Annotated in this window: 20 protein-coding genes; 16 read left to right on the plus strand and 4 right to left on the minus strand. The window is 72.7% G+C overall.

The window, feature by feature from the left end:
• Positions 1-101 precede the first annotated feature (101 nt).
• Positions 102-824, plus strand: coding sequence for a 3-oxoacyl-[acyl-carrier-protein] reductase (gene fabG, locus ACFWP2_RS35705; RefSeq protein WP_380459522.1), 723 nt, complete (start codon positions 102-104; stop codon positions 822-824).
• A 2-nt stretch (positions 825-826) separates the two neighbouring features.
• Positions 827-1,594 (plus strand): enoyl-ACP reductase FabI, encoded by a 768-nt coding sequence (gene fabI, locus ACFWP2_RS35710; protein ID WP_380459524.1) that lies wholly within the window; start codon positions 827-829, stop codon positions 1,592-1,594.
• A gap of 135 nt (positions 1,595-1,729) precedes the next feature.
• Here fabI and ACFWP2_RS35715 read toward each other — a convergent pair whose 3' ends face one another.
• Positions 1,730-2,407, minus strand: coding sequence for a FadR/GntR family transcriptional regulator (locus ACFWP2_RS35715; protein ID WP_380459526.1), 678 nt, complete (start codon positions 2,405-2,407; stop codon positions 1,730-1,732).
• Positions 2,408-2,533: 126 nt separating this feature from the next.
• Here ACFWP2_RS35715 and ACFWP2_RS35720 point away from each other — a divergent pair, with 126 nt between their 5' ends.
• From ACFWP2_RS35720 to ACFWP2_RS35730, 3 genes are all read left to right on the plus strand, one after another.
• The gene (locus ACFWP2_RS35720) at positions 2,534-3,823 is read left to right on the plus strand and encodes a CynX/NimT family MFS transporter (RefSeq protein ID WP_380459528.1); all 1,290 of its coding nucleotides are present in this window, start codon (positions 2,534-2,536) and stop codon (positions 3,821-3,823) included.
• 125 nt (positions 3,824-3,948) lie between these two features.
• A complete protein-coding gene (locus ACFWP2_RS35725) occupies positions 3,949-4,071 on the plus strand; it encodes an SGM_5486 family transporter-associated protein (protein ID WP_360354244.1) in 123 nt (40 codons plus the stop codon).
• 228 nt (positions 4,072-4,299) lie between these two features.
• Positions 4,300-4,827 carry a SixA phosphatase family protein gene (locus ACFWP2_RS35730; RefSeq protein ID WP_380459530.1) on the plus strand — a complete coding sequence of 176 codons (528 nt, stop codon included), beginning with the start codon at positions 4,300-4,302 and terminating at the stop codon, positions 4,825-4,827.
• Between the two features lie 115 nt (positions 4,828-4,942).
• Here ACFWP2_RS35730 and serB read toward each other — a convergent pair whose 3' ends face one another.
• The gene (gene serB, locus ACFWP2_RS35735; RefSeq protein WP_380459532.1) at positions 4,943-6,199 is read right to left on the minus strand and encodes a phosphoserine phosphatase SerB; all 1,257 of its coding nucleotides are present in this window, start codon (positions 6,197-6,199) and stop codon (positions 4,943-4,945) included.
• A 220-nt stretch (positions 6,200-6,419) separates the two neighbouring features.
• Here serB and ACFWP2_RS35740 point away from each other — a divergent pair, with 220 nt between their 5' ends.
• The 3 genes from ACFWP2_RS35740 to ACFWP2_RS35750 all read left to right on the plus strand — a co-directional run bounded on the left by ACFWP2_RS35740 (position 6,420) and on the right by ACFWP2_RS35750 (position 11,118).
• Positions 6,420-9,056: an FHA domain-containing protein gene (locus ACFWP2_RS35740; protein WP_380459534.1), complete on the plus strand. Its 2,637-nt coding sequence runs from the start codon at positions 6,420-6,422 to the stop codon at positions 9,054-9,056.
• A 315-nt stretch (positions 9,057-9,371) separates the two neighbouring features.
• A complete protein-coding gene (locus ACFWP2_RS35745) occupies positions 9,372-10,469 on the plus strand; it encodes a GAF domain-containing sensor histidine kinase (protein WP_380459563.1) in 1,098 nt (365 codons plus the stop codon).
• Complete coding sequence (locus tag ACFWP2_RS35750; protein ID WP_380459536.1) at positions 10,462-11,118, plus strand: response regulator; 657 nt, start codon at positions 10,462-10,464, stop codon at positions 11,116-11,118. Before ACFWP2_RS35745 ends, ACFWP2_RS35750 begins: the two co-directional genes overlap by 8 nt.
• A 62-nt stretch (positions 11,119-11,180) precedes the next feature.
• On the opposite strand, the gene ACFWP2_RS35755 is transcribed toward ACFWP2_RS35750, so the two are convergent.
• A complete protein-coding gene (locus ACFWP2_RS35755; RefSeq protein ID WP_380459538.1) occupies positions 11,181-11,984 on the minus strand; it encodes a hypothetical protein in 804 nt (267 codons plus the stop codon).
• 151 nt (positions 11,985-12,135) lie between these two features.
• Here ACFWP2_RS35755 and ACFWP2_RS35760 point away from each other — a divergent pair, with 151 nt between their 5' ends.
• The 7 genes from ACFWP2_RS35760 (at position 12,136) to ACFWP2_RS35790 (ending at position 18,312) form a co-directional block, all read left to right on the plus strand.
• Entirely contained in the window at positions 12,136-12,927 is a 792-nt protein-coding gene (locus ACFWP2_RS35760; RefSeq protein ID WP_380459541.1) for an ABC transporter ATP-binding protein, read from the plus strand.
• Positions 12,928-13,044: 117 nt separating this feature from the next.
• Positions 13,045-13,467, plus strand: coding sequence for an NfeD family protein (locus ACFWP2_RS35765; RefSeq protein WP_380459543.1), 423 nt, complete (start codon positions 13,045-13,047; stop codon positions 13,465-13,467).
• Positions 13,468-13,477: 10 nt separating this feature from the next.
• A complete protein-coding gene (locus tag ACFWP2_RS35770) occupies positions 13,478-14,527 on the plus strand; it encodes an SPFH domain-containing protein (RefSeq protein WP_380459545.1) in 1,050 nt (349 codons plus the stop codon).
• A 240-nt stretch (positions 14,528-14,767) separates the two neighbouring features.
• Positions 14,768-15,526: a sulfite exporter TauE/SafE family protein gene (locus ACFWP2_RS35775; RefSeq protein ID WP_380459547.1), complete on the plus strand. Its 759-nt coding sequence runs from the start codon at positions 14,768-14,770 to the stop codon at positions 15,524-15,526.
• Positions 15,527-15,569: 43 nt separating this feature from the next.
• A complete protein-coding gene (locus ACFWP2_RS35780) occupies positions 15,570-15,749 on the plus strand; it encodes a DUF1272 domain-containing protein (protein ID WP_380459549.1) in 180 nt (59 codons plus the stop codon).
• A 95-nt stretch (positions 15,750-15,844) separates the two neighbouring features.
• On the plus strand, positions 15,845-16,150 hold the full coding sequence (locus tag ACFWP2_RS35785) for a 4a-hydroxytetrahydrobiopterin dehydratase (RefSeq protein WP_380459551.1): 306 nt from the start codon (positions 15,845-15,847) through the stop codon (positions 16,148-16,150).
• Positions 16,151-16,269: 119 nt separating this feature from the next.
• Positions 16,270-18,312: a PQQ-binding-like beta-propeller repeat protein gene (locus ACFWP2_RS35790; RefSeq protein WP_380459553.1), complete on the plus strand. Its 2,043-nt coding sequence runs from the start codon at positions 16,270-16,272 to the stop codon at positions 18,310-18,312.
• A gap of 129 nt (positions 18,313-18,441) precedes the next feature.
• On the opposite strand, the gene ACFWP2_RS35795 is transcribed toward ACFWP2_RS35790, so the two are convergent.
• Positions 18,442-18,972 carry an HNH endonuclease gene (locus tag ACFWP2_RS35795; RefSeq protein ID WP_380459555.1) on the minus strand — a complete coding sequence of 177 codons (531 nt, stop codon included), beginning with the start codon at positions 18,970-18,972 and terminating at the stop codon, positions 18,442-18,444.
• A 292-nt stretch (positions 18,973-19,264) separates the two neighbouring features.
• On the opposite strand from ACFWP2_RS35795, the gene tyrS reads away from it, so the two are divergent.
• Positions 19,265-20,533 carry a tyrosine--tRNA ligase gene (gene tyrS / locus ACFWP2_RS35800; RefSeq protein ID WP_380459564.1) on the plus strand — a complete coding sequence of 423 codons (1,269 nt, stop codon included), beginning with the start codon at positions 19,265-19,267 and terminating at the stop codon, positions 20,531-20,533.
• The last annotated feature ends 442 nt before the right edge of the window (positions 20,534-20,975 follow it).

Genomic DNA, 20,975 nt, shown 5'->3' on the forward strand with positions numbered 1-20,975 from the left:
GCGCTGTGGGAGCCCGATGCGCCGCCGCCGCCGACCGCCCGATAGCGTCACACTGCGTACGCATTCCGGCGTGCGTGCTCACACAGGAGAGAGGTGGATCGTTGAGCCGCTCGGTTCTCGTCACCGGAGGAAACCGGGGCATCGGCCTCGCGATCGCCCAGGCCTTCGCCGAAGCGGGCGACAAGGTGGCCATCACCAGCCGCTCGGGCGAGGTGCCCGAGGCGCTGGCCAAGTACGACGACGTCCTCGCGGTCCGCTGCGACATCACGGACGCCGCGCAGGTCGACGCCGCCTTCACCGAGATCGAGCAGAAGCACGGCGCGGTCCAGGTGCTGGTCGCCAACGCGGGCATCACCAACGACACCCTGCTGCTGCGCATGTCGGAGGAGGACTTCACCTCCGTCGTGGACACCAACCTGACCGGCACCTTCCGGGTGGTCAAGCGCGCCTCCAAGCTGATGATGCGCGCCAAGAAGGGCCGCGTCGTGCTGATCTCCTCCGTGGTGGGCCTGACCGGCTCCCCGGGCCAGGCCAACTACGCCGCCTCCAAGGCCGGCCTGGTGGGCTTCGCCCGGTCGCTGGCGCGCGAGCTCGGCCCGCGCAACATCACGGTCAACGTGGTCGCCCCCGGCTTCGTCGACACCGACATGACCGCCGTGCTCAGTGACGAGCGCCGCGCGGAGATCGTCTCGGGCGTGCCGCTGGGCCGCTACGCGGCGCCCGCCGAGGTCGCCTCCACCGTGCGGTTCCTCGGATCGGACGAGGCCGCGTACATCACTGGAGCCGTCATTCCCGTCGACGGCGGATTGGGCATGGGTCACTGATCATGAGCGGAATCCTCGAAGGCAAGCGGATCCTGATCACCGGTGTGCTGATGGAGTCCTCCATCGCCTTCCACACCGCCAAGCTCGCGCAGGAGCAGGGCGCGGAGATCATCCTCACCGCCTTCCCGCGCCCGAGCCTGACCGAGCGGATCGCCAGGAAGCTGCCGCACCCGGTCAAGGTGCTGGAGCTGGACGTCTCCGACCCGGAGCAGCTGGCCGGCATCGCGGACCAGGTCCGCGAGCACCTGCCGACCCTGGACGGCATCGTCCACTCGATCGGCTTCGCGCCGCAGGACGCGCTGGGCGGCAACTTCCTGGACACCCCGTGGGAGTCCGTGGCCACCGCGATGAACGTCTCCGCGTACTCGCTGAAGTCGCTGACCACGGCGCTGCTGCCGCTGATGCAGGACGGCGGCTCGGTGGTCGGTCTGACCTTCGACGCGCAGTTCGCCTGGCCGCAGTACGACTGGATGGGCCCGGCCAAGGCCGCCCTGGAGTCGACCAACCGCTACCTGGCGCGCTACCTGGGCGAGCGGGACATCCGCTGCAACCTGATCTCGGCCGGTCCGATCGGCTCGATGGCCGCCAAGTCCATCCCGGGCTTCGGCGACCTGGCCGACACCTGGAACCACCGCTCCCCGCTGAAGTGGGACCTGAGCGACCCGGAGCCGGCCGGCCGCGGCATCGTCGCGCTGCTGTCGGACTGGTTCCCGAAGACCACCGGCGAGATCATCCACGTCGACGGCGGTCTGCACGCCATCGGCGCCTGACGCTCCGCCCGTACGCCGCTGCCCGGCCCTCCCTCGTGGGGGTGCCGGGCAGCGGCGTTCCGTTTCCGGTGCGGCCGGGCCCGCGCGGGAGCCGGAACGCCCGGGGGCGGACGGGGGCGGACGGGGCCGGGGCGGTCAGGCCTCGGCGTGGGCGCAGGCGCCGGGGGCGGCGCGGCCGGCCTCCACGGCGGCGCGCCCGGCGTCGCCGGCCCGGATGGCCTCCAGGATCTCCTGGTGGCCGATGTAGCGTTCGGCGATCAGCTCGGGGCCGATGTCGTGCCGCAGCAGCTCGCGGGTGGCCTCGCCGAGGTCGGCGTAGACGGCGAGCAGGACGTCGTTGTGGGCGGCGGCCACCACGGCCTGGTGGAAGGCGGCGTCGGCCTGGACGAAGTCCTCGGCGTCGCCGGAGTGCCAGGCGGCCTCCCGGAGCGCCATGGCGCCGTCCAGCAGCTCCAGGTCGCGCGCGGTGCGGCGGCGGGCGGCGAGGGCCGCCGCCGAGGTCTCCAGTGCCGACCGCAGCTCCGCGACCTGGGCCTGGTCGGCGTCGGCGAAGCGGCGGTGCATCACGCCGGCCAGCTCGCTGGTGGCCAGCACGTACGTGCCGGAGCCCTGCCTGATGTCGAGCAGCCCGTTGTGGGCGAGGGCCCGGACGGCCTCGCGGACGGTGTTGCGGGCGACGCCGAGCTGCTCGACCAGGGCGGCCTCGGTGGGGATGCGCGAGCCGACCGGCCACTCCCCGGAGGTGATCTGGGCACGCAGCTGCGCGATCACCTGGTCGGACAGCGGGGTGCGCCTCGGCGAGGACAGCGCCACGGGGGACTCCTTGACGGCTACGGCTCGGGTGGGGCCTGGGTGGGAGATGGCCGGTGCATGAACGGTCGGCACATCATGCCAATTCCAAGGTGCATCAATTCATCCCATCATTCTATGATGCTGCTCATGCCCGCAGCAGACACCACCGCTTCCGCCCGGACCGAGAGCCGGACGCCGACCGCCGAGCGGCCCGCCGCCGGCTCGGCCGCCACGTACCTGGGCTGGCTGTTCGCCATCGCGATCGCCGCCGCCGCCTTCAACCTGCGCCCCGTGGTCACCAGCCTCGGACCGCTGCTCGACCAGGTCCGCGACGACCTGGGGATGAACCCGACACTTGCCGGGCTGCTCACCGCCGTCCCGTCGCTGTGCTTCGCGCTGTTCGGCTTCGCCGCGCCGGCCGCGGCCCGCCGGATCGGCCCGATCGCGGTGATCACGGCCGGGATGGGCGCGATCACCGCGGGCGTGCTGGCCCGCTCCTTCGCCGGCGGCACGGCGGTGTTCCTGCTGTTCACCGCGCTCGCCCTGGCCGGCGTGGCGGTCTCCAACGTGCTGCTGCCCGTGGTCATCAAGCGGTACTTCCCGGAGAAGGTCGGTCCGATGATCGGCCTGTACTCCATGGCGCTGTCGGCCGGCACCGCGCTGGCCGCCCTCGTCAGCGTGCCGCTGACCAGCTCGCTCGGCGGGGACTGGCGCCACGGCCTCGGCAGCTGGGCCGCCCTCGGGGCGCTCGCCCTGGTGCTCTGGCTGCCGCTGCTGCTCGCCAGGCGCGAGCGCGGTGAGCGCGCCGGCGGCGCCGCCGCCCCCGCCCGGCTGCCGATCACCCGCAGCCGTACGGCCTGGGCGATGGCCTGCTTCTTCGGCCTCCAGGCCACCGGCGCGTACGTGGTGATGGGCTGGCTGCCGAAGATCTTCCAGGACTCGGGCATCGACAAGGGCACCTCCGGGGTGCTGCTCGCGGTCACCATGGTGATCGGCGTGCCGGTCTCCTTCGTGCTGCCCAACCTGGCGGCCCGCCGCGGCGACCAGCGGCTGTTCGTGGTGGTGCTGGCCTCCTGCGGCATCGCCGGGTACGCCGGTCTGGCACTCGCCCCCGCCGGGGCGCCGTGGGTCTGGTCGGTCCTGGTGGGCCTGTCCAACTGCGCCTTCCCGCTGGTGCTGACGATGATCGGACTGCGCGCCCGGACGGCGGGCGGCGTGGCCCAGCTGTCCGTCTTCGCCCAGGGCGTCGGCTACCTGATCGCCGTCCCGGGCCCGATCCTGATCGGCCGGATCTACGACGTCACCGGCGAGTGGTACTGGCCGCTGGGCTTCCTGGCGCTGCTGCTGGTGCCGCAGATGCTGTTCGGGCTGCGCGCCGCGCGGGCCCGCCACATCGAGGACGAGGCGGTCCACCCGGCGCAGCGGGCCCAGGCCTGACACCGAGGGGCCGGACGCCGAGAGGCCGGTCGCCGGGCGGTCGGACGCGGCGGCGGGGCCCGGGTCCGGCCCCGGGGGAGGGGCCGACGGGCGACGGGCGTGTTCGGGGTGGGAGAATCCCGGACATGCCCGTTCTCGATCCCCATCCCACCGACGGCCGCAAGCAGCTCGGCCGCATCGCCCTCGCCTTCGCCGCCATCGTGGTGGTGGTGGCGGTCATCGCCACCGTCGCCTCCTCGATCGGCTGACGGACGCCCGTCCGCCATCCGACGGCCGTACGCCACCCGACGGCCGTACGCCACCCGACGGCCGTACGCCACCCGACGGCCGTACGCCCCGGCGCCCGCAGGCCACCTGACGCCGTACGCCGTCCGAAGCCCCGGTGAACGGGACATGATGGCACTCGTCGTCCCTCGGAGTGGCACCATCCGGGAGCATCGCGCCGCCGGGCCGCTTTTCTGCCAAGCTTGCTGGGTATGAGCGCCGACACGCCCCGCAGGATCATCGTTCTCCGCCATGCCAAGGCCGACTGGCCGAACGGCGTGGACGACCACGACCGGCCGCTGGCCGACCGGGGCCGTCACCAGGCCCCGGACGCCGGCCGCTGGCTGGACGACTCCGGCATCAACCCCGACTACGTGGTCTGCTCCACCGCGCTGCGCACCCGTGAGACCTGGAAGCTGGCGGTGCACGAGCTGCCGCACCGGCCCCGGAAGACCGTCTACGAGGAGCGGGTCTACGAGGCCAGCCCCGGCGAGATCATCGCCGTGCTCCAGGAGACCCCGGAGGAGTACTCGGACGTGGTGCTGGTCGGCCACAACCCGGGTGTGCTGGGCCTGACCCAGGTGCTGGCCGGGGACGCGGGCGACCGGGACGCGCTGGAGCGGCTGCGGCTCGGGGGCTTCCCGACGGCGGCGATCGCGGTGCTCAGCTTCAGCGGCTCCTGGAAGGGCGTCGAGCCGGGCGTGGCCGAGCTGGTCTCGTACCACACGCCGCAGGACTGATCCCGGGAACGTACGTGAGGGGCACGCGGATGCGATCCGCGCGCCCCTCGGGTGTCCGCAGGCCGTGCGCCGGCTCCGGGCGGCCTCACTCGGTCGGCCGCCGCCGGGGCGACTCCTACTCGGTCGGGGTGCCGTGCAGCGCGTCGGCCGCCTCGACCTCCTCGCGGGTGATGCCCAGCAGGTAGAGCACGGTGTCCAGGAACGGCACGTTCACCGCGGTGTCGGCGGCCTCGCGCACCACCGGCTTGGCGTTGAACGCCACCCCGAGACCGGCCGCGTTCAGCATGTCCAGGTCGTTGGCGCCGTCGCCGATCGCCACCGTCTGCTCCAGCGGCACCTTCGCCTGTTCCGCGAAGCGGGCCAGCCAGCGGGCCTTGCCCGCCCGGTCCACGATCTCGCCGACCACCCGGCCGGTGAACCTGCCGTCCACCACCTCCAGGGTGTTCGCGGCCGCGAAGTCCAGGCCCAGCTGCTCCACCAGGTGGTCGGTGACCTGGGTGAAGCCGCCGGACACCACCGCGACCTGGTAGCCGAGGCGCTGGAGCGTACGGATCAGGGTGCGCGCGCCCGGGGTGAAGCGGACCTCGGCGCGGACCTTCTCGGTCACCGAGGCGTCCAGCCCGGCCAGCAGCGCCACCCGGGCCCGCAGCGACTCGGCGAAGTCCAGCTCGCCGCGCATCGCCGCCGCCGTCACCTCGGCGACCTCCTCCTCGCAGCCCGCGTGGGCGGCGAACAGCTCGATCACCTCGTCCTGGATGAGCGTGGAGTCGACGTCCATGACCACCAGGCGCTTGGCCCGGCGCTCCAGCCCGGCGGCGACCACCGCGACGTCCACCCGCTGGGTGGCCGCCTCCTGGGCCAGCGCGGCCCGCAGCTCGTCGGTGGCCACACCGGAGACGGCCAGCTCGACCGCCGTCACCGGGTACTTGGCGAGCCGGAAGACACGGTCGATGTTGCCGCCCGAGGCGGTGATCCGGGAGGTGAGCGCGGAGACGGCGGCGGCGGTCAGCGGGTTGCCGAGCACCGTGACGTGCGAACGGCCCTCGCGGCGCGGCCGGTTGTCACCGATGCCGGAGAGGATCTCGGCCTGGAGCTTCTGCTCGTCGGCCCAGCGGTGGACGGTGGCCCGCAGCCCACCCTCGTCGCCGGGTACGGGGGGCGGGGTGACCAGGGCGCACAGCGTGATGCGGCCACGGGTGACGACCTGCTCGATGTCGATGACGTCGACGCCGAAGCCGGCCAGCGTCGCGAAGAGGCCGGCGGTGATGCCGGGGCGGTCCTTGCCGAACACCTTGACGAGCAGGGTGCGCTCGTCCGCGGTCCGGTGCTGGGCGGCGGGGAGGGGCTCAGCGGCCAGGGGCGATGCGTTCATGGTGCCTCCCACGCTACCGGGCGCGCGGTGGCCGGCGGGCACCCGTCCCACCTCGCGGGACGCCGTGGTCCGAGGTCGGTAGCAGCCTGGTCACAGTCGCCCGGGCCGACTTTCATCGGCGGTCGGCGGGCTGGAATGATTCCCCCCGTCAGTCAGAGGAACATCAGCCCCGGCCGGGGGCCACAATTCGGGGGAACCGAGAGAGCGGGGCAGGCGAGCAGTGCCGCAACTCGTCATCGAGATCAACGGACAGCAGCGGACTCTGGAGCCCGGGCGGTCCTACACCATCGGGCGCAACCCGCAGTCGGACTTCCCGTTCGAGGACGCCAGGGTGTCCTGGCAGCACGGGACCATCAGTTTCAACGGCAGCGGTTGGCAGCTGGACGACCACGGCAGCACCAACGGGACGTACGTGGCCGGGGCCCGGACCCTGCAGGCCCAGCTGTTCCCCGGTGCCGTGGTCAACCTGGGCAACCCGGAGAACGGCCCCCGGCTCGGATTCTCCGCACCCGCACACGTCGCACCCGCGCACGCCGCGGCTCCGCAGGCCGCCGCTCCCCAGGCCGCGCCGATGCACGAGGCCGCCACCAGCCGCGGCCCGGTGCCCACGCCCCAGCAGCCCGCCCCGCAGCAGGACTGGCCGCAGCACGACCCGTACCAGCAGCCGCAGCAGCAGGCCTGGCCCGGTCAGCCGCAGGCCCAGCCGCCGTTCCCGCAGCAGCAGTACGCGCCGGCGCAGGCCCAGCCGGCCCCGCAGCAGCCGCAGCCCCAGCACGGGGGGTTCCCGCAGCAGCAGGGCTTCCCGGCCCCGGCGCAGCACGGCGCCGGCGGGCCGCAGCCGACCATGATCCGCAACCTGACCTCGGCGATGCGCACCGTCCGGATCGGTCGTGCGCTCGACAACGACATCGTGGTGTCCGACCTCCAGGTCTCCCGCCACCACGCCGAGCTGCGTCAGCTCCCGGACGGCCGCTACGAGATCGTCGACCTCGGCAGCCACAACGGCATCTTCCTCAACGGCCAGCGGGTGCAGCGTCAGCTGATGGGCCCGCAGGACCGGCTGACCGTCGGCCACTCCGGCTTCGTCCTGGTCGGCGACCAGCTGCAGGAGTTCGTCGACACCGGCGCGGTCTCCTTCTCCGCCCGCCACCTGACCGTCGAGGTCGAGCACAAGGGCGCCAAGAAGATCCTGCTCAACGACGTCAGCTTCGGCGTCCCGGAGAAGTCCCTGGTCGCCGTCATCGGCCCGTCCGGCTCCGGCAAGTCCACGCTGCTGCGCGCCCTCACCGGCTACCGCCCGGCCGACCGCGGCGAGGTCCTGTACGACGGCCGCAACCTCTACAAGCAGTTCGCCGAACTCCGCTCGCGCATCGGCCTGGTGCCGCAGTCCGAGATCCTGCACCGCGAGCTCACCGTCCGGAAGGGCCTCAAGTACGCGGCCCAGCTGCGCTTCCCCGGCGACACCGAGGCGAGGGAGCGCGAGGCCCGGATCGACGAGGTGCTGTACGAGCTGCGCCTGGACAAGCGCGCCGACAACAAGATCACCGCGCTCTCCGGCGGCCAGCAGAAGCGCGTCTCGGTCGCCCTGGAGCTGCTCACCAAGCCCTCGCTGATCTTCCTGGACGAGCCCACCTCGGGCCTCGACCCGGGCATGGACCGCGAGGTCATGCAGATGCTGCGCGGCCTCGCCGACGACGGCCGCACCATCCTGGTCGTCACCCACTCGGTGGCCGAACTCGCGCTCTGCGACCGGTTGCTGGTGATGGCACCGGGCGGTTCGGTGGCCTACTTCGGCCCGCCGGACGAGGCGCTGCACTTCTTCGGGTACGAGACCTGGGCGGACGTCTTCCAGGCCTTCGAGAACTACCCGGACCACGACTGGGCCGGCCGCTACCGCGGCTCGGTGCACTACCAGCAGTACTCCGCGCCCACCGTGGAGGCGGGCGAGGTGCAGCACGTCCAGGTCGCCCAGGAGGCCGTCAGGCCGCCGAAGCCGCAGAGCTGGGGCTCGCAGCTGTGGACGCTGATGCGCCGCTACATGTCGGTGCTCGCCTCGGACCGCGGCTTCCTCGCACTGTCCGTGCTGCTGCCCGCCGTCATCGGCGCGGTCAGCGTGCTGATCCCCAACGAACCGGGGCTCGCGCCCAATCCCAAGACGCAGCTGCACCTCAACAGCGGCGCCGCGACGATCATGCTGATCCTGGCGATCGGCGCCTGCTTCTCCGGGGCGGCCAACTCGGTCCGTGAGTTGATCAAGGAGCGGGCGATCTACGAGCGGGAACGGGCCACCGGGCTCTCCCGCTCGGCGTACATGATGTCCAAGATCATCGTGCTGGGCATCTTCAGCGTGATCCAGGGCGCCATCATCTCCGCCGTCGGCTTCCTGCCGCGCAAGCTCCCCGAGCACGGCCTGATCGTCAAGAACCTGCCGATCATCGAGATGACCATCGGCATGATCCTGCTGAGCTTCGCCGCGATGATGTTCGGCCTGATGATCTCCGCGCTGGTGAAGACCGCCGAGAAGACCATGCCGCTGCTGGTCATGTTCGCCATCGTCCAGGTCGTCTTCACCGGCTGCCTCTTCCAGATCTTCAGCAAGCCCGGACTGGAGCAGGTCGCCTGGCTGATGCCGGCCCGCTGGGGCACCGGCATCGTGTCCACCACGCTCGACCTGTCCACGCTCATGGGCCCCTGGAACAAGGACTTCCAGAACCCCAACTACGACCCGATGTGGAAGCACAGCGTCGCCCAGTGGGCGATCGACGCGGGCGTGCTGATCGCGATCTCCGTCGCCATCGGCGTCCTCGTGACCCGGCTTCAGCGCCGGCACGAGCCCGAGGTCATGCAGAAGGGCTGACCCCCGCACCGACCGACCGCCGAAGGGGCGGCCCTCCCACCCGGGACGGCCGCCCCTTCGGCGTTCCGGCCCGGCCCGCGCGTCTCCCGAGGCTCCCGGAGGGCCCGGGACCTAGGTCCACGGACCCGGGACCGGGGCGGCCGCGGACGGACGCGGCCGCCGTCGCGGCGGCGGTAGTTTGGCGGTATGTCCAGCACCACCGGAGACCACCGGGCCCACCCGGCCCACCCGGCCCACCGGGCCCACCGGGGCCCGCTGCCCGCCTGCGAATCCTGCCTGTCCGGGATCGAGGCCGTCAGCCAGGCACTGCTCGCCATGAGCCGGCACCTGGAGGTCCGCGAAGTGCTGCGCCGCATCACCGCCTCCGCCCGCGGCCTGCTCGGCGCCGAGTACGCGGCCCTCGGCGTGCCCGACGACCACGGCGGCTTCGCCCAGTTCGTGGTCGACGGCGTCACCGACGAGCAGTGGCGGGCGATCGGCCCGCTGCCCCGGCAGCACGGCGTACTCGCCGCGATGCTGCACGAGACCGGCCCCACCCGGCTGGTGGACGTCCGCAAGGCGCCCGCCTTCGAGGGATGGCCCGAAGCCCACCCCGAGCTGGACGCCTTCCTCGGCATGCCGATCCTGGACACCGACGCGGCCGAGGACGAGCCGCAGGTGATGGGCGTCATCTTCCTCGCCAACAAGCGCGGCGGCGGCCTCTTCACCGACCACGACGAGGAACTCCTGCGGATCCTCGCCGCGCACGCCGCCCTCGCCCTGTCCAACGCCCGGCTGTACGAGCGCAGCCGCGAGCTCACCCTGGCCGGCGAACGGGCCCGGATCGCCCACGACCTGCACGACGCCGTCTCGCAGAAGCTCTTCTCGCTCCGGCTCACCGCCAAGGCGGCCGCCAAACTCGTCGACCGCGACCCGGCCCGGGCGCGGGCCGAGCTCGCCGAAGTCGCCCGGCTGGCCGCCGAGGCCGCCGACGAACTGCGCGCGGTGGTCGTGGAGCTGCGCCCCGCCGCCCTGGAGGAGGACGGGCTCAGCGCCACCCTCGCCTCCCAGGTGCAGGTCCTGGACCGGGCGCACACCGCCGACGTCGCCTTCGCCGCCGACGGCGTCCGGGCACTGCCGCCCGCCCAGGAGGCCGCACTGCTGAGAGTCGCCCAGGAGGCGCTGCACAACGCGCTGCGCCACTCCGGCGCCCGCCGGGTCACCGTCACCCTGGTCGGAACGCCCGCGCGCGGCGCCCGCCTGCGCGTGCACGACGACGGGCGCGGCTTCGATCCGGAGTCCGTCCGACGGGCGGGCCGTCACCTCGGCCTCGCCTCGATGCGCGACCGCGCGGCCGCCGTCGGCGGCACACTCACCCTGGAGTCGGCCCCCGGTCGGGGGACGCTCGTCGAGATGGAGGTCCCCGGTGCCTGAGAGCACACCGTCGATCCGCGTCCTGCTGGTCGACGACCACCAGGTGGTTCGGCGCGGGCTGCGCACCTTCCTGGAGGTCCAGGACGACATCGAGGTGGTCGGGGAGGCCGCCGACGGGGCGGAGGGCGTCGAGCGGGCCAGGGAACTCGACCCCGACGTCGTCCTGATGGACCTCAAGATGCCCGGCGTCGACGGCATCGAGGCGCTGCGCACGCTCAAGGGGGAGGGCAGCCGGTCCCGGATCCTGATCGTCACCAGCTTCACCGAGCACCGCACGATGGTCCCCGCGCTGCGGGCCGGTGCGGCCGGGTACGTCTACAAGGACGTGGACCCGGAGGCGCTGGCCGGGGCGATCCGCTCGGTGCACGCGGGCCACGTCCTGCTCCAGCCCGAACTGGCCGAGGCCCTGCTCTCCGACGACAGCCCGCGCGCCCCGCAGGGCCGCGGCGGCACGCTCACGGAGCGTGAGCGCGAGGTGCTCGGGCACATCGCCGACGGCCGCTCCAACCGGGAGATCGCCCGCAGCCTGCACCTGTCGGAGAAGACGGTGAAGACCCACGTCTCCAACATCCTGATGAAGCTGGACCTGGCCGACCGCACCCAGGCGGCACTCTGGGCCGTCCGCCACGGCGAGACCCGCGAGGAGTAGCGGCCGGCCCCGGGCCCGGGCCCGTCACCGCCCGGTGGCCGCTGCCCGGGGCCCGGCGCCCCTCAGCGGTCGTCGCGCTCGTCGACGAGGGCGTTGTAGGCGGCCACCTGGGCGCGCCGGGCGGTGCGCCGCAGCGGGGCCAGGACGGACTGCCGGGCCGCCATCTCCGAGGCGCTGACGGCGGCGCCGTGCCCACCGGAGGCGATCGCGAGCAGGGCGGACACCTGGCGGGCCGACTCCAGGACGCGGACGGCCCGGGGCGGGTAGCCGGGGGCGAGCAGCTCGCCGTGGCCGCGGCGGCGATAGGCCTCGAGGGCCCGCAGCGCCTGGGGCCCGGCACCGGCCACGTCGAGGCGGGTGAGCAGGACGGTCGCCTCCCGCAGCCCGTCCGCCAGCTCGCGCTCCGCCTCGTGCAGGGACGGCACGTCCGCCGGCGGTGTGTCGTTCACCTCGGAGCAGCGCCACAGCACGGTGGCCGAGCGGTCGCCGACCGGGCCGTACACCTCCACCTCCGGCACCAGCCCGAGCGGCGTGCCCACGGCCAGGACGGCCTCGCCCGCGCCCATGGCCAGCTCGTTGAAGGCACTCGGGCCGGTCAGGCCGAGCGGGTGCCCGGCCGAGGGCAGCGCGAGCCGCAGGCCCTTCACCCCGAGCACCCGCAGCCGCCCGAGGGCCCAGGTCAGCCCGTGCTGCTCACCGGGCCGGTCGCCGGGCAGCCCGGTCACCCGGTGGATCTCGTCGGCGCCCAGCACGGCCGCGGCGGCGTCGTCCGGGGACACCGAACCGGCGAGCAGGGCGTTGCCCCACGCGGTGAGCCGCCCCGAACGGGGCTCTTCGTACGGATTGTCGGCAGGAGTCACGAGCATCCGGCCAGCCTACGGAATCGGCGGTCATCCGCGTGGCGTAGGTTTGCCCATGCGTGTGCGGCGCACCCACCCCGTGCCCACCGGCTGACCGGAGTAGGCTCGCCGCCCGCACCGACGGCCGAGAATCTTGTTTTTTGGGGAAGGCGTAGGCATGAGCGACGTGCTGGAGCTGGTGGACGTATCCGTGGTCCGGGAGGGGCGCGCGCTGGTCGACCAGGTCTCGTGGTCCATCTCCGAGGGCGAGCGCTGGGTCATCCTGGGCCCGAACGGCGCCGGCAAGACCACGCTGTTGCAGATCGCCTCCTCGTACCTGTTCCCGACCTCGGGCAAGGTCACGGTGCTGGGCGAGAAGCTCGGCGAGATCGACGTCTTCGAGCTGCGGTCCCGGATCGGCCTGGCCGGCGCCGCGATGTTCGACAAGCTGCCGGCCGAGCAGACCGTGCTCCAGACCGTCCTCACCGCCGCGTACGGCATGACGGTCACCTGGCAGGAGACCTACGAGCAGTCGGACGAGTCCCGTGCCCTCGCCCTGCTCGACCGCCTCGGCATGGCCAACCTCACCGACCGCAGGTTCGGCACCCTCTCCGAGGGCGAGCGCAAGCGCACCCTGATCGCCCGCGCCCTGATGACCGACCCCGAGCTGCTGCTGCTCGACGAGCCCGCCGCCGGCCTGGACCTCGGCGGGCGAGAGGACCTGGTCCGCCGGCTCGGCGCGCTCGCCCAGGACGAGTTCGCCCCGGCCATGGCGATGGTCACCCACCACGTCGAGGAGATCGCGCCGGGCTTCACCCACGTCCTGATGATCCGGCAGGGGAAGGTGCTCACGGCCGGCCCGATCGACACCGAGCTGACCGCCCGTAACCTCTCCAAGTGCTTCGGTCTGCCGCTCACCCTGGAGCGTCACGGGGACCGCTGGTCGGCCCAGGGCCTGCCGCTGGGCTGAGGCCCCGTCCGCCCATCCGGAAGGCCGTCGGGAACCGGTCGCACGTGCGACCGGTTTCCGCCCCTCGACCTGCGGGAACTGTCCGCTTCGAAGGCCTTCGCTCCCTAGGATGGACGTGTGGACAGCTGGATCTGGTGGCTCCTGGCCGCCGCAGGGCTCGGCATACCGCTGGTGCTGACCGCGATGCCGGAGTTCGCCATGTTCGCGGTGGGGGCGCTGGCCGCCGCCGGCGTGGCCGGGCTGGGCGGGGGAGTGGTCCTGGAGACCCTGACCTTCGTCGTCGTCTCGGTCGCGCTGGTGGTGTTCGTCCGCCCGATCGCCTACCGGCAGCTCCAGAAGGGCCCGCAGGTCAAGATGGGCATCGAGGCGCTCCAGGGCGCCACCGCGGTCGTCGCGGAAACCGTCGACGGGGAGGGCGGGCGGATCAAGCTGAACGGCGAGATCTGGTCGGCCCGCGCGCTCCACCCGGGCCAGGTGTACCAGCCCGGACAGCAGGTCGACGTCGTCGAAATCCAGGGCGCGACCGCCCTGGTCGTCTAGGGGAGAGTCCGTGGAACCCGTCCTTATCGTTTTGGTCGTCCTGGTCGTGGTGGCCTTCATCGCGCTGATCAAGACGATCCAGGTCATCCCGCAGGCCAGCGCCGCGATCGTGGAGCGCTTCGGCCGCTACACCCGGACGCTCAACGCAGGGCTGAACATCGTCGTCCCGTTCATCGACCGCGTCCGCAACCGGATCGACCTGCGCGAGCAGGTCGTGCCGTTCCCGCCGCAGCCGGTGATCACCCAGGACAACCTGGTCGTCAACATCGACACCGTCATCTACTACCAGGTGACCGACCCCCGGGCCGCGACGTACGAGGTCGCCAGCTACATCCAGGCGATCGAGCAGCTGACCGTCACCACGCTGCGCAACATCATCGGCTCGATGGACCTGGAGTCCACCCTGACCTCGCGCGAGGTCATCAACGCCGGCCTGCGCGGTGTCCTGGACGAGGCCACCGGCAAGTGGGGCATCCGGGTCAACCGCGTCGAGCTGAAGGCGATCGAGCCGCCGACCTCCATCCAGGACTCGATGGAGAAGCAGATGCGCGCCGACCGTGACAAGCGCGCCGCGATCCTCACCGCCGAGGGCCAGCGCCAGGCCCAGATCCTCAAGGCCGAGGGTGAGAAGCAGGCCGAGGTGCTCAAGGCCGAGGGTGAGGCGCAGGCCGCCGTCCTGCGCGCGGACGGTGAGGCGGCCGCGATCCGGACGGTCTTCGAGGCCATCCACGACGGCGACGCCGACCAGAAGCTGCTCGCCTACCAGTACCTCCAGACCCTGCCCGAGCTGGCCAAGGGCGACTCCAACAAGCTCTGGATCATCCCCAGCGAGGTCGGCGACGCGCTCAAGGGCCTCGGTGGCGCCTTCACCGGACTGACCGGCAACGGCGGGATGAACGGCGGCGCGGTCGCGGCGCCCAGCGTCGCGCCGGCGGCCCCGGCGGCCACCCAGGTGCCGTTGGACCCGGCGGCCGGCCCGCGGCCGGTGGACACCGAGAAGGGCGCCGCCCGTCCCCGGGTGGACCCGGCCCGGGAGTACCCGAAGATCGACCCGGAGTGATCGGTCGCACCGTGCCTCGCCGAGGGCCCGCCGCCGGGAGGTGGCGGGCCCTCGGGCGTTCGCGGTGCCCCGGGTGCTCGCGGGCCCTCGGCCGTTCTCGGTGCCCCGGGCGTTCGCGGGACCGACGCGCACGGACCGGGCGGCGCTGTGGCGTGCGTCCCGAATCGCGGGCGGGTCTGGTCGGCCGGCGGGGCCGTCCGGCATGATCCCCTCGGACAGGACCGAGAGGAGAGGTGACCCATGACGCTCTGGGAGTCGATCGCCGTCCTGGTGGCCGGCGTCGGCGCCGGGATGATCAACGTGATCGTCGGCTCCGGCACCCTGATCACCTTCCCGGTCCTGCTCGCCGTGGGCATTCCACCGGTCACCGCCAATGTCTCCAACACCTTCGGCCTGGTCCCCGGTTCGCTCAGCGGGGTGATCGGGTACCGCCGTGAACTGGCCGACCAGGGACGCCGGGTGCTGCGGATGGGCACCGCCTCGCTGCTCGGCGGGCTGCTCGGTGCCCTGCTGCTGATCAAGCTGCCGAGCGGGGCCTTCGACGCGATCGTCCCGGTGCTGATCCTGCTCGCGCTCGTCCTGGTGGTGATCCAGCCCCGGGTGGCCAAGGCCGTCGCCGCCCGCCGCCGCCCCGGCGGCGATCCGGACGGCAGCCCGGTCCTGCTCGTCGGGGTGTTCCTCACCGGCATCTACGGCGGCTACTTCGGCGCCGCGCAGGGTGTGCTGCTGATGGCGCTGATGGGCATGCTGCTCCAGGAGGACCTCCAGCGGATCAACGCGGTGAAGAACGCCCTGGCGATGATCGTGAACGCGGTCGCCGCGCTCTTCTTCCTCTTCACGTCGACCGTGAACTGGGCCGCCGCCGGTCTGATCGCGGCGGGCTCGCTGGTCGGCGGCCTGGTCGGGGCCAAGGTGGGCCGGCGCCTCCCGCCGACCGCGCTGCGGGGCGTCATCGTGGTGGTCGGCCTCGTGGCCATCGCCAAGCTGTTGCTGAGCTGATTCGAACAACCGTCAGACCGTCTGCAGGTCGGAGGAGTACGCCATGGCCCTGGAGATGCGGGAGAGCTGCGAGCGCTGCGCGGTGTCGCTGACCGCGGACGGCCGCGCCTCGATATGTTCCTACGAGTGCACCTTCTGCCCGGACTGCACCGACGCCATGGCCGCCACCTGCCCCAACTGCGGCGGCGAGCTGGTGGTCCGTCCGCGCCGGAAGGCCGCCTGACACCCGGCACCCCGGGCAGCCCGGACGGCCCGGACGGCCCGGACCCCCGGCCCCCGGAGCGACGACCCACCAGACGACCCACCAGGAGTGCGGCGATGACCAGCAGGGCACGGCTGAACGAGGACGAGATCACGGCGGCCCTGGCGGCGCTGCCCCGGTGGACGCGCGAGGGCGACAGCATCGCCCGCACCGCCGACGCGCCGGACTTCCCGGCGGCGATCCGGGTGGTCGGCTCCGTCGCCGAGCAGGCCGAGGCGCTCGACCACCACCCCGACATCGACATCCGGTGGCGAACCCTGCGCTTCGTCCTGTCCACCCACAGCGCCGGCGGCCTCACCGGGCTGGACTTCACCCTCGCCGCCCGGATCGACGAGGCCCTGCGCGCCGAGTCGGCGGCCTGACGCGGTACCACCGGGGAAACCCCGGACCGTCCGGGCGAGGGCCCGGGCCGACTCTCCGGGCGGGCGTGAGATGCTGACTGCCGCATCGGCAGGCAGATGGCTCGGGAGGGACGGAACGGATGGCGCAGGAGCCCTTCGGAGACGCCCACCCCCAGCAACCGTGGCCGTCCCAGGGCCATCCGGACTGGCAGAACGGCGCGTACGACGCGTACGGCGGGCGCTCCGAGCAGCAGCAGACGCCGGATCAGCCGTCGCAGTGGCAGCCGCAGCCGCAGCCGCAGCCGGGCTACGGCTCGGTCGAGTACGGGCAGCAGCCGCCGTTCGGCCAGGGTTTCTCCGGGCACACCGGGTACGAGACCGGCTACGGGCAGGGCGGCCATGGCGAGGGCGGCTACGACCCCGGCGGGTACGGCCGGACCGGCTACGGCGAGGGCGGCGACGTCCAGGGCCAGGGCCCGTACGGCGTGCCGGAGCAGTACCAGCCGTATCCGCAGTACCCGGACCACGGGCAGCCGTACCAGCCCTCCACGCCGTACGCCGCCGGGCAGCAGCCCGCCGGTGACGAAGGGCTGTACGTCCCGGCGGGGGCGGAGTACTCGGTGGACGGCTACGTGCACATCGAGGAGACCGGGCCGGCGCCCGTGACCGTGCCCGCGCCCGTCCCGGAGAAGTCCGCGGAGCCCGCTCCGGAGCTTTCTTCGGAGCCTTCTCCGGACCGGGCCCGCGAGCCGCAGGCCCGGCCCGCCTCGCCGTCGCGGGCCGCCGCCCGCCGAGGCGCGGGCGGTGGCTCCGGTGCCGCCTCCTCGCTCTCCGCCAAGGCGCGCAAGGCCGCCGGCGCGGTGCTGGCCGGGGACCACGTGCCCAGCCGCAAGGCCCTGCTGGTGCGGACCGGTGCCGGGGTGGCCGCGCTGGGAGTACTGGTGGCGGCGGGACTGATGGTCGGGACCGAGGGCGGTGACAGCGCGGCCGCGAGCAGCGGCGGTGAGCCGGGCTTCGCGGTGGCGCACACCAGGGTCTGGGCCGCCCAGCCCGCCGCGGCCGGTCCGGCCGGAGGCGACGACACGCTGATCGGCAGCTGGCTGCTGGCCGACGCGGTGGTCCGGGCCGACGGCTCCGGGGTGCGCGCGTACGACCGGGCGGGCGGCAAGCCGACCTGGTCGGTGGAGCCGCCGGCCGCCGGGGCCGTCCCGTGCGGGCTGTCGGCCGGGGTGAACCGGGCGGGCCTGGGCGCGGCGCTGTTCCGTCCGCAGGCCGATCCGAAGAGCCCCTGCACGCTGGTGACCGCCGTGGACACCAAGACCGGCAAGACCGCGTGGACCAAGACCCTCTCGGACGCCAAGGGCGCCTACTCGGCGCGGGTCGGTGTCACCGAGGACAAGGTGGTGGCCGTCGGGGACGACCGGGTGCTGGCCTGGGAGTCGGCCGACGGGAAGGACGTCTGGCAGTACACCGGCCAGGGCAAGTTCTGCACCCTGTCCGGCGGCGTCAGCGGGAAGACCGTGCTCGTCGCCTCCTCCTGCGCCGACTCGACCCCCGCCGACCAGGCCGTCGCGCTGAACGTCGCGGACGGCAAGGTCAGCTGGTGGCGGGGCCTGAACAACCAGCCGAAGACGGTGACGGTGCTGTCCGCCGAGCCGTCCGTGGTCCTGACGACCGGCGCGAAGCCCGAGGACGACCGGGTGTTCGCCTGGGGCACGGGCGGCGACCCGGCCGCCGAGATCCCGGTGACCGTCGACGGCGGCCGACTGGACGTCGCCCACGGTACGTTTTCGGCCACTTCCGGCGTGTACTTCGAGGGCCGCACGATGGTCACGACCCTGGAGCCGCCGAACGGCGGCGGGCCGGTGTCCGCGGTCGGCTACGACCTGGACACCGGCAAACAGCGCTGGAAGGCGCCGACCGCCGCGAAGGGTGCCGTCCGGGCCGTCGGCATCGACGGCGGGTCGCTGGTGCTCGCCGCCGACGAACGCCGCGACCAGCCCGCCCGGCTCAGCCGGTTCCCGCTGGCGGGCGGCCAGGAGGCGACCGGCGGCAACTTCCCGGCCGGCACCGGCTCACTGCTGATCTCCGGACGGGTGCTGATCGGCGGCGGGCAGGTGGTCGTGGTGCCCGAGCACTCGGCCAACTACGGCACGGCGGCGGGGTACCAGGCGAAGGACTGAGGCCTTCCGCCCCGCTCCGCGCCCGTTCGGTTCCACGCCTGTTCGTTTCCACGCTCCTTCGGTTCCGCGCCCGAGCCGCCCCGCCCGCTGCCGTCCGGACGCCTGGAGCGTCCTCGGGCCGAGGACGCCTCACGCCGCGGGGACGGGCCGGCCCGGCACGGCCGGCAGCCAGTCGGCGAGGTCCCGGGCCTCCGAACCGCGCAGGCCGAGCGCCAGCATCAGACTGGCCTGCGGCGTCGGCACGAACGGCCGGCGCAGCAGCTTCATCCCGGCCTGCTCCGGTGTGCGGTCCGCCTTGTACTGGTTGTCCTCCGCGCACGCGGCGACGGTGTTCATCCAGCTGTCGGCACCGCCGCGCGACTTGGGCTGGAGGTGGTCCACCGTGGTGGCCCGCCGGCCGCAGTACGCGCACAGGTGCTGGTCCCGGGCCAGGACACCCCGCCGCGACCACGGAGCCTGTTGTCGGAACGGCACCCGTACGTACCGTTGCAGTCTGATCACCCGGGGCACCGGGACGGCCACGCCCGTACCCCGGATCGAGCGCAGCGGATGCGCCTGCTCCACCACCGCCTTGTCCTGGAGCACCAGGACGACGGCGCGCTGGAGCGACACCGTCGTCAGGGGCTCGTAGCTCGCGTTCAGAACCAGCGTGTTGCGCACTCGGCACACCCTTCCCGCGGGCGTGCCACGGCGGCACGACCGTCTCCACACACGTCACTGCCGCCGCACGGCGGTGGAACCACTCTGAATGGGCCCGTAGCCGTCGAACAACGGAATTTCCGGTATCGGGGAGGGGCCCGGGGGAGCGGGCCACCCGACCCGGTGGGGTGCCTCGGGAAAACTCGCTGGCCGGAACCGCGTAGGCTCTATCAGGCTGGAGTCGTACCGACCCGGAGCCCGATCGAACCGGGCCAGCACTGGGCGGACGCCCGATCGAAGGAGAAGCGTGACCGTGACGGACATCGTCGACGAGCTGCGGTGGCGTGGGCTGATCGCCCTGTCCACTGACGAGGACGCACTGCGCAAGGCGTTCGCGGACGGTCCGGTCACGTTCTATTGCGGCTTCGACCCGACGGCCCCCAGCCTGCACCTCGGCAACCTGGTGCAGATCCTCACCATGCGCCGCATCCAGCAGGCGGGGAACCTCCCACTCGGCCTGGTCGGCGGCGCCACGGGCCTGATCGGCGACCCGAAGCCCACCGCCGAGCGCGTGCTCAACGACCCCGAGACGGTGGCCGGCTGGGTCGAGCGCCTGCGCGGCCAGATCTCGCGCTTCCTCGACTTCGAGGGCCCGTACGCGGCGCGCATGGTCAACAACCTGGACTGGACGTCCGGGATGTCGGCGATCAGCCTGCTGCGTGACGTGGGCAAGTACTTCCGGGTCAACAACATGATCGCCAAGGAGGCCGTCGCCCGACGGCTCAACTCCGACGCGGGCATCAGCTACACCGAGTTCAGCTACCAGATCCTCCAGGGCATGGACTACCTGGAGCTGAACCGCCGCTACGGCTGCGCCCTGCAGACCGGCGGCAGCGACCAGTGGGGCAACCTGACCGCCGGCACGGATCTGATCCGCAAGGCCGAGGGCAAGTCCGTCCACGCGCTGGCCACGCCGCTGATCGTCAAGGCCGACGGCACCAAGTTCGGCAAGACCGAGTCCGGCACGGTCTGGCTCGACCCCGAGCTGACCACCCCGTACGCCTTCTACCAGTTCTGGCTGAACGCGGACGACCGGGACATCCCCAACTTCCTGCGGATCTTCAGCTTCCGCTCGAAGGAGGAGATCGAGGAGCTGGAGCGCGAGACCACCGAGCGCCCCGCCGCCCGCCTCGCCCAGCGGGCCCTCGCCGAGGAGCTCACCACGCTGGTGCACGGCGCGGAGCAGTACCAGCGCGCGGTCGCCGCGTCCAAGGCGCTGTTCGGCCAGGGCGACCTCGCCGACCTGGAGGCCCCGACGCTGGCCGCCGCGCTGGCGGAGGTCCCGAAGGCCGAGGTGTCCGAGCTCCAGACGGTGGTCGACCTGCTGGTCGCCGTCGGCCTGTCGCCGAGCCGCTCGGCCGCCCGCCGGACGATCAAGGAAGGCGGTGCCTACCTCAACAACGTCAAGGTGACGGACGAGGAGGCGGTGCCGACCGAGGCCGACCTGCTGCACGGCCGCTGGCTCGTGCTGCGGCGCGGCAAGCGCAACCTGGCGGCGGCGGAGCTGGTCGCCGCCGGCTGACCGGTCGACCGGGCTGGTCGACCGGGCTGGCCGACAAGCCGGCCGGCTGCGGACTGGCTGAAACACACCCGCTCTGAGCTGCGGCTTTGAGTATCGAGGGCCGGATCTGGACAGATCCGGCCCTCGACGTTTGACGATGTCGTCCAGGTGGCCTAGTGTTGAACGAGTCGCTGGAGCGGCCATCCCACCAGCAAGACCCACTCTCACTCTGGTCCCCATGAAAATGGGTCCCTTGGCGTTCCCGCCAAGTGGGTGAGCGTGAATTTCGAGTAGCAACTCGGAATGGGTTAGTGTGGGGGACGTCGCGAAAAGCGGACCCGGCCAGTTACGGGAAATCGGATGAATGGAACTCCGGAAAACGGAGCGGAAAACATCTGATAAGCTGGAAACACGAAAGAACGAAGCCCGGAGGGTCCGCTGGAAGGCGGTCCGAAGGAAGCGT

The sequence above is a fragment of the Kitasatospora sp. NPDC058444 genome (genome assembly GCF_042721415.1).
Lineage (GTDB): Bacteria > Actinomycetota > Actinomycetes > Streptomycetales > Streptomycetaceae > Kitasatospora.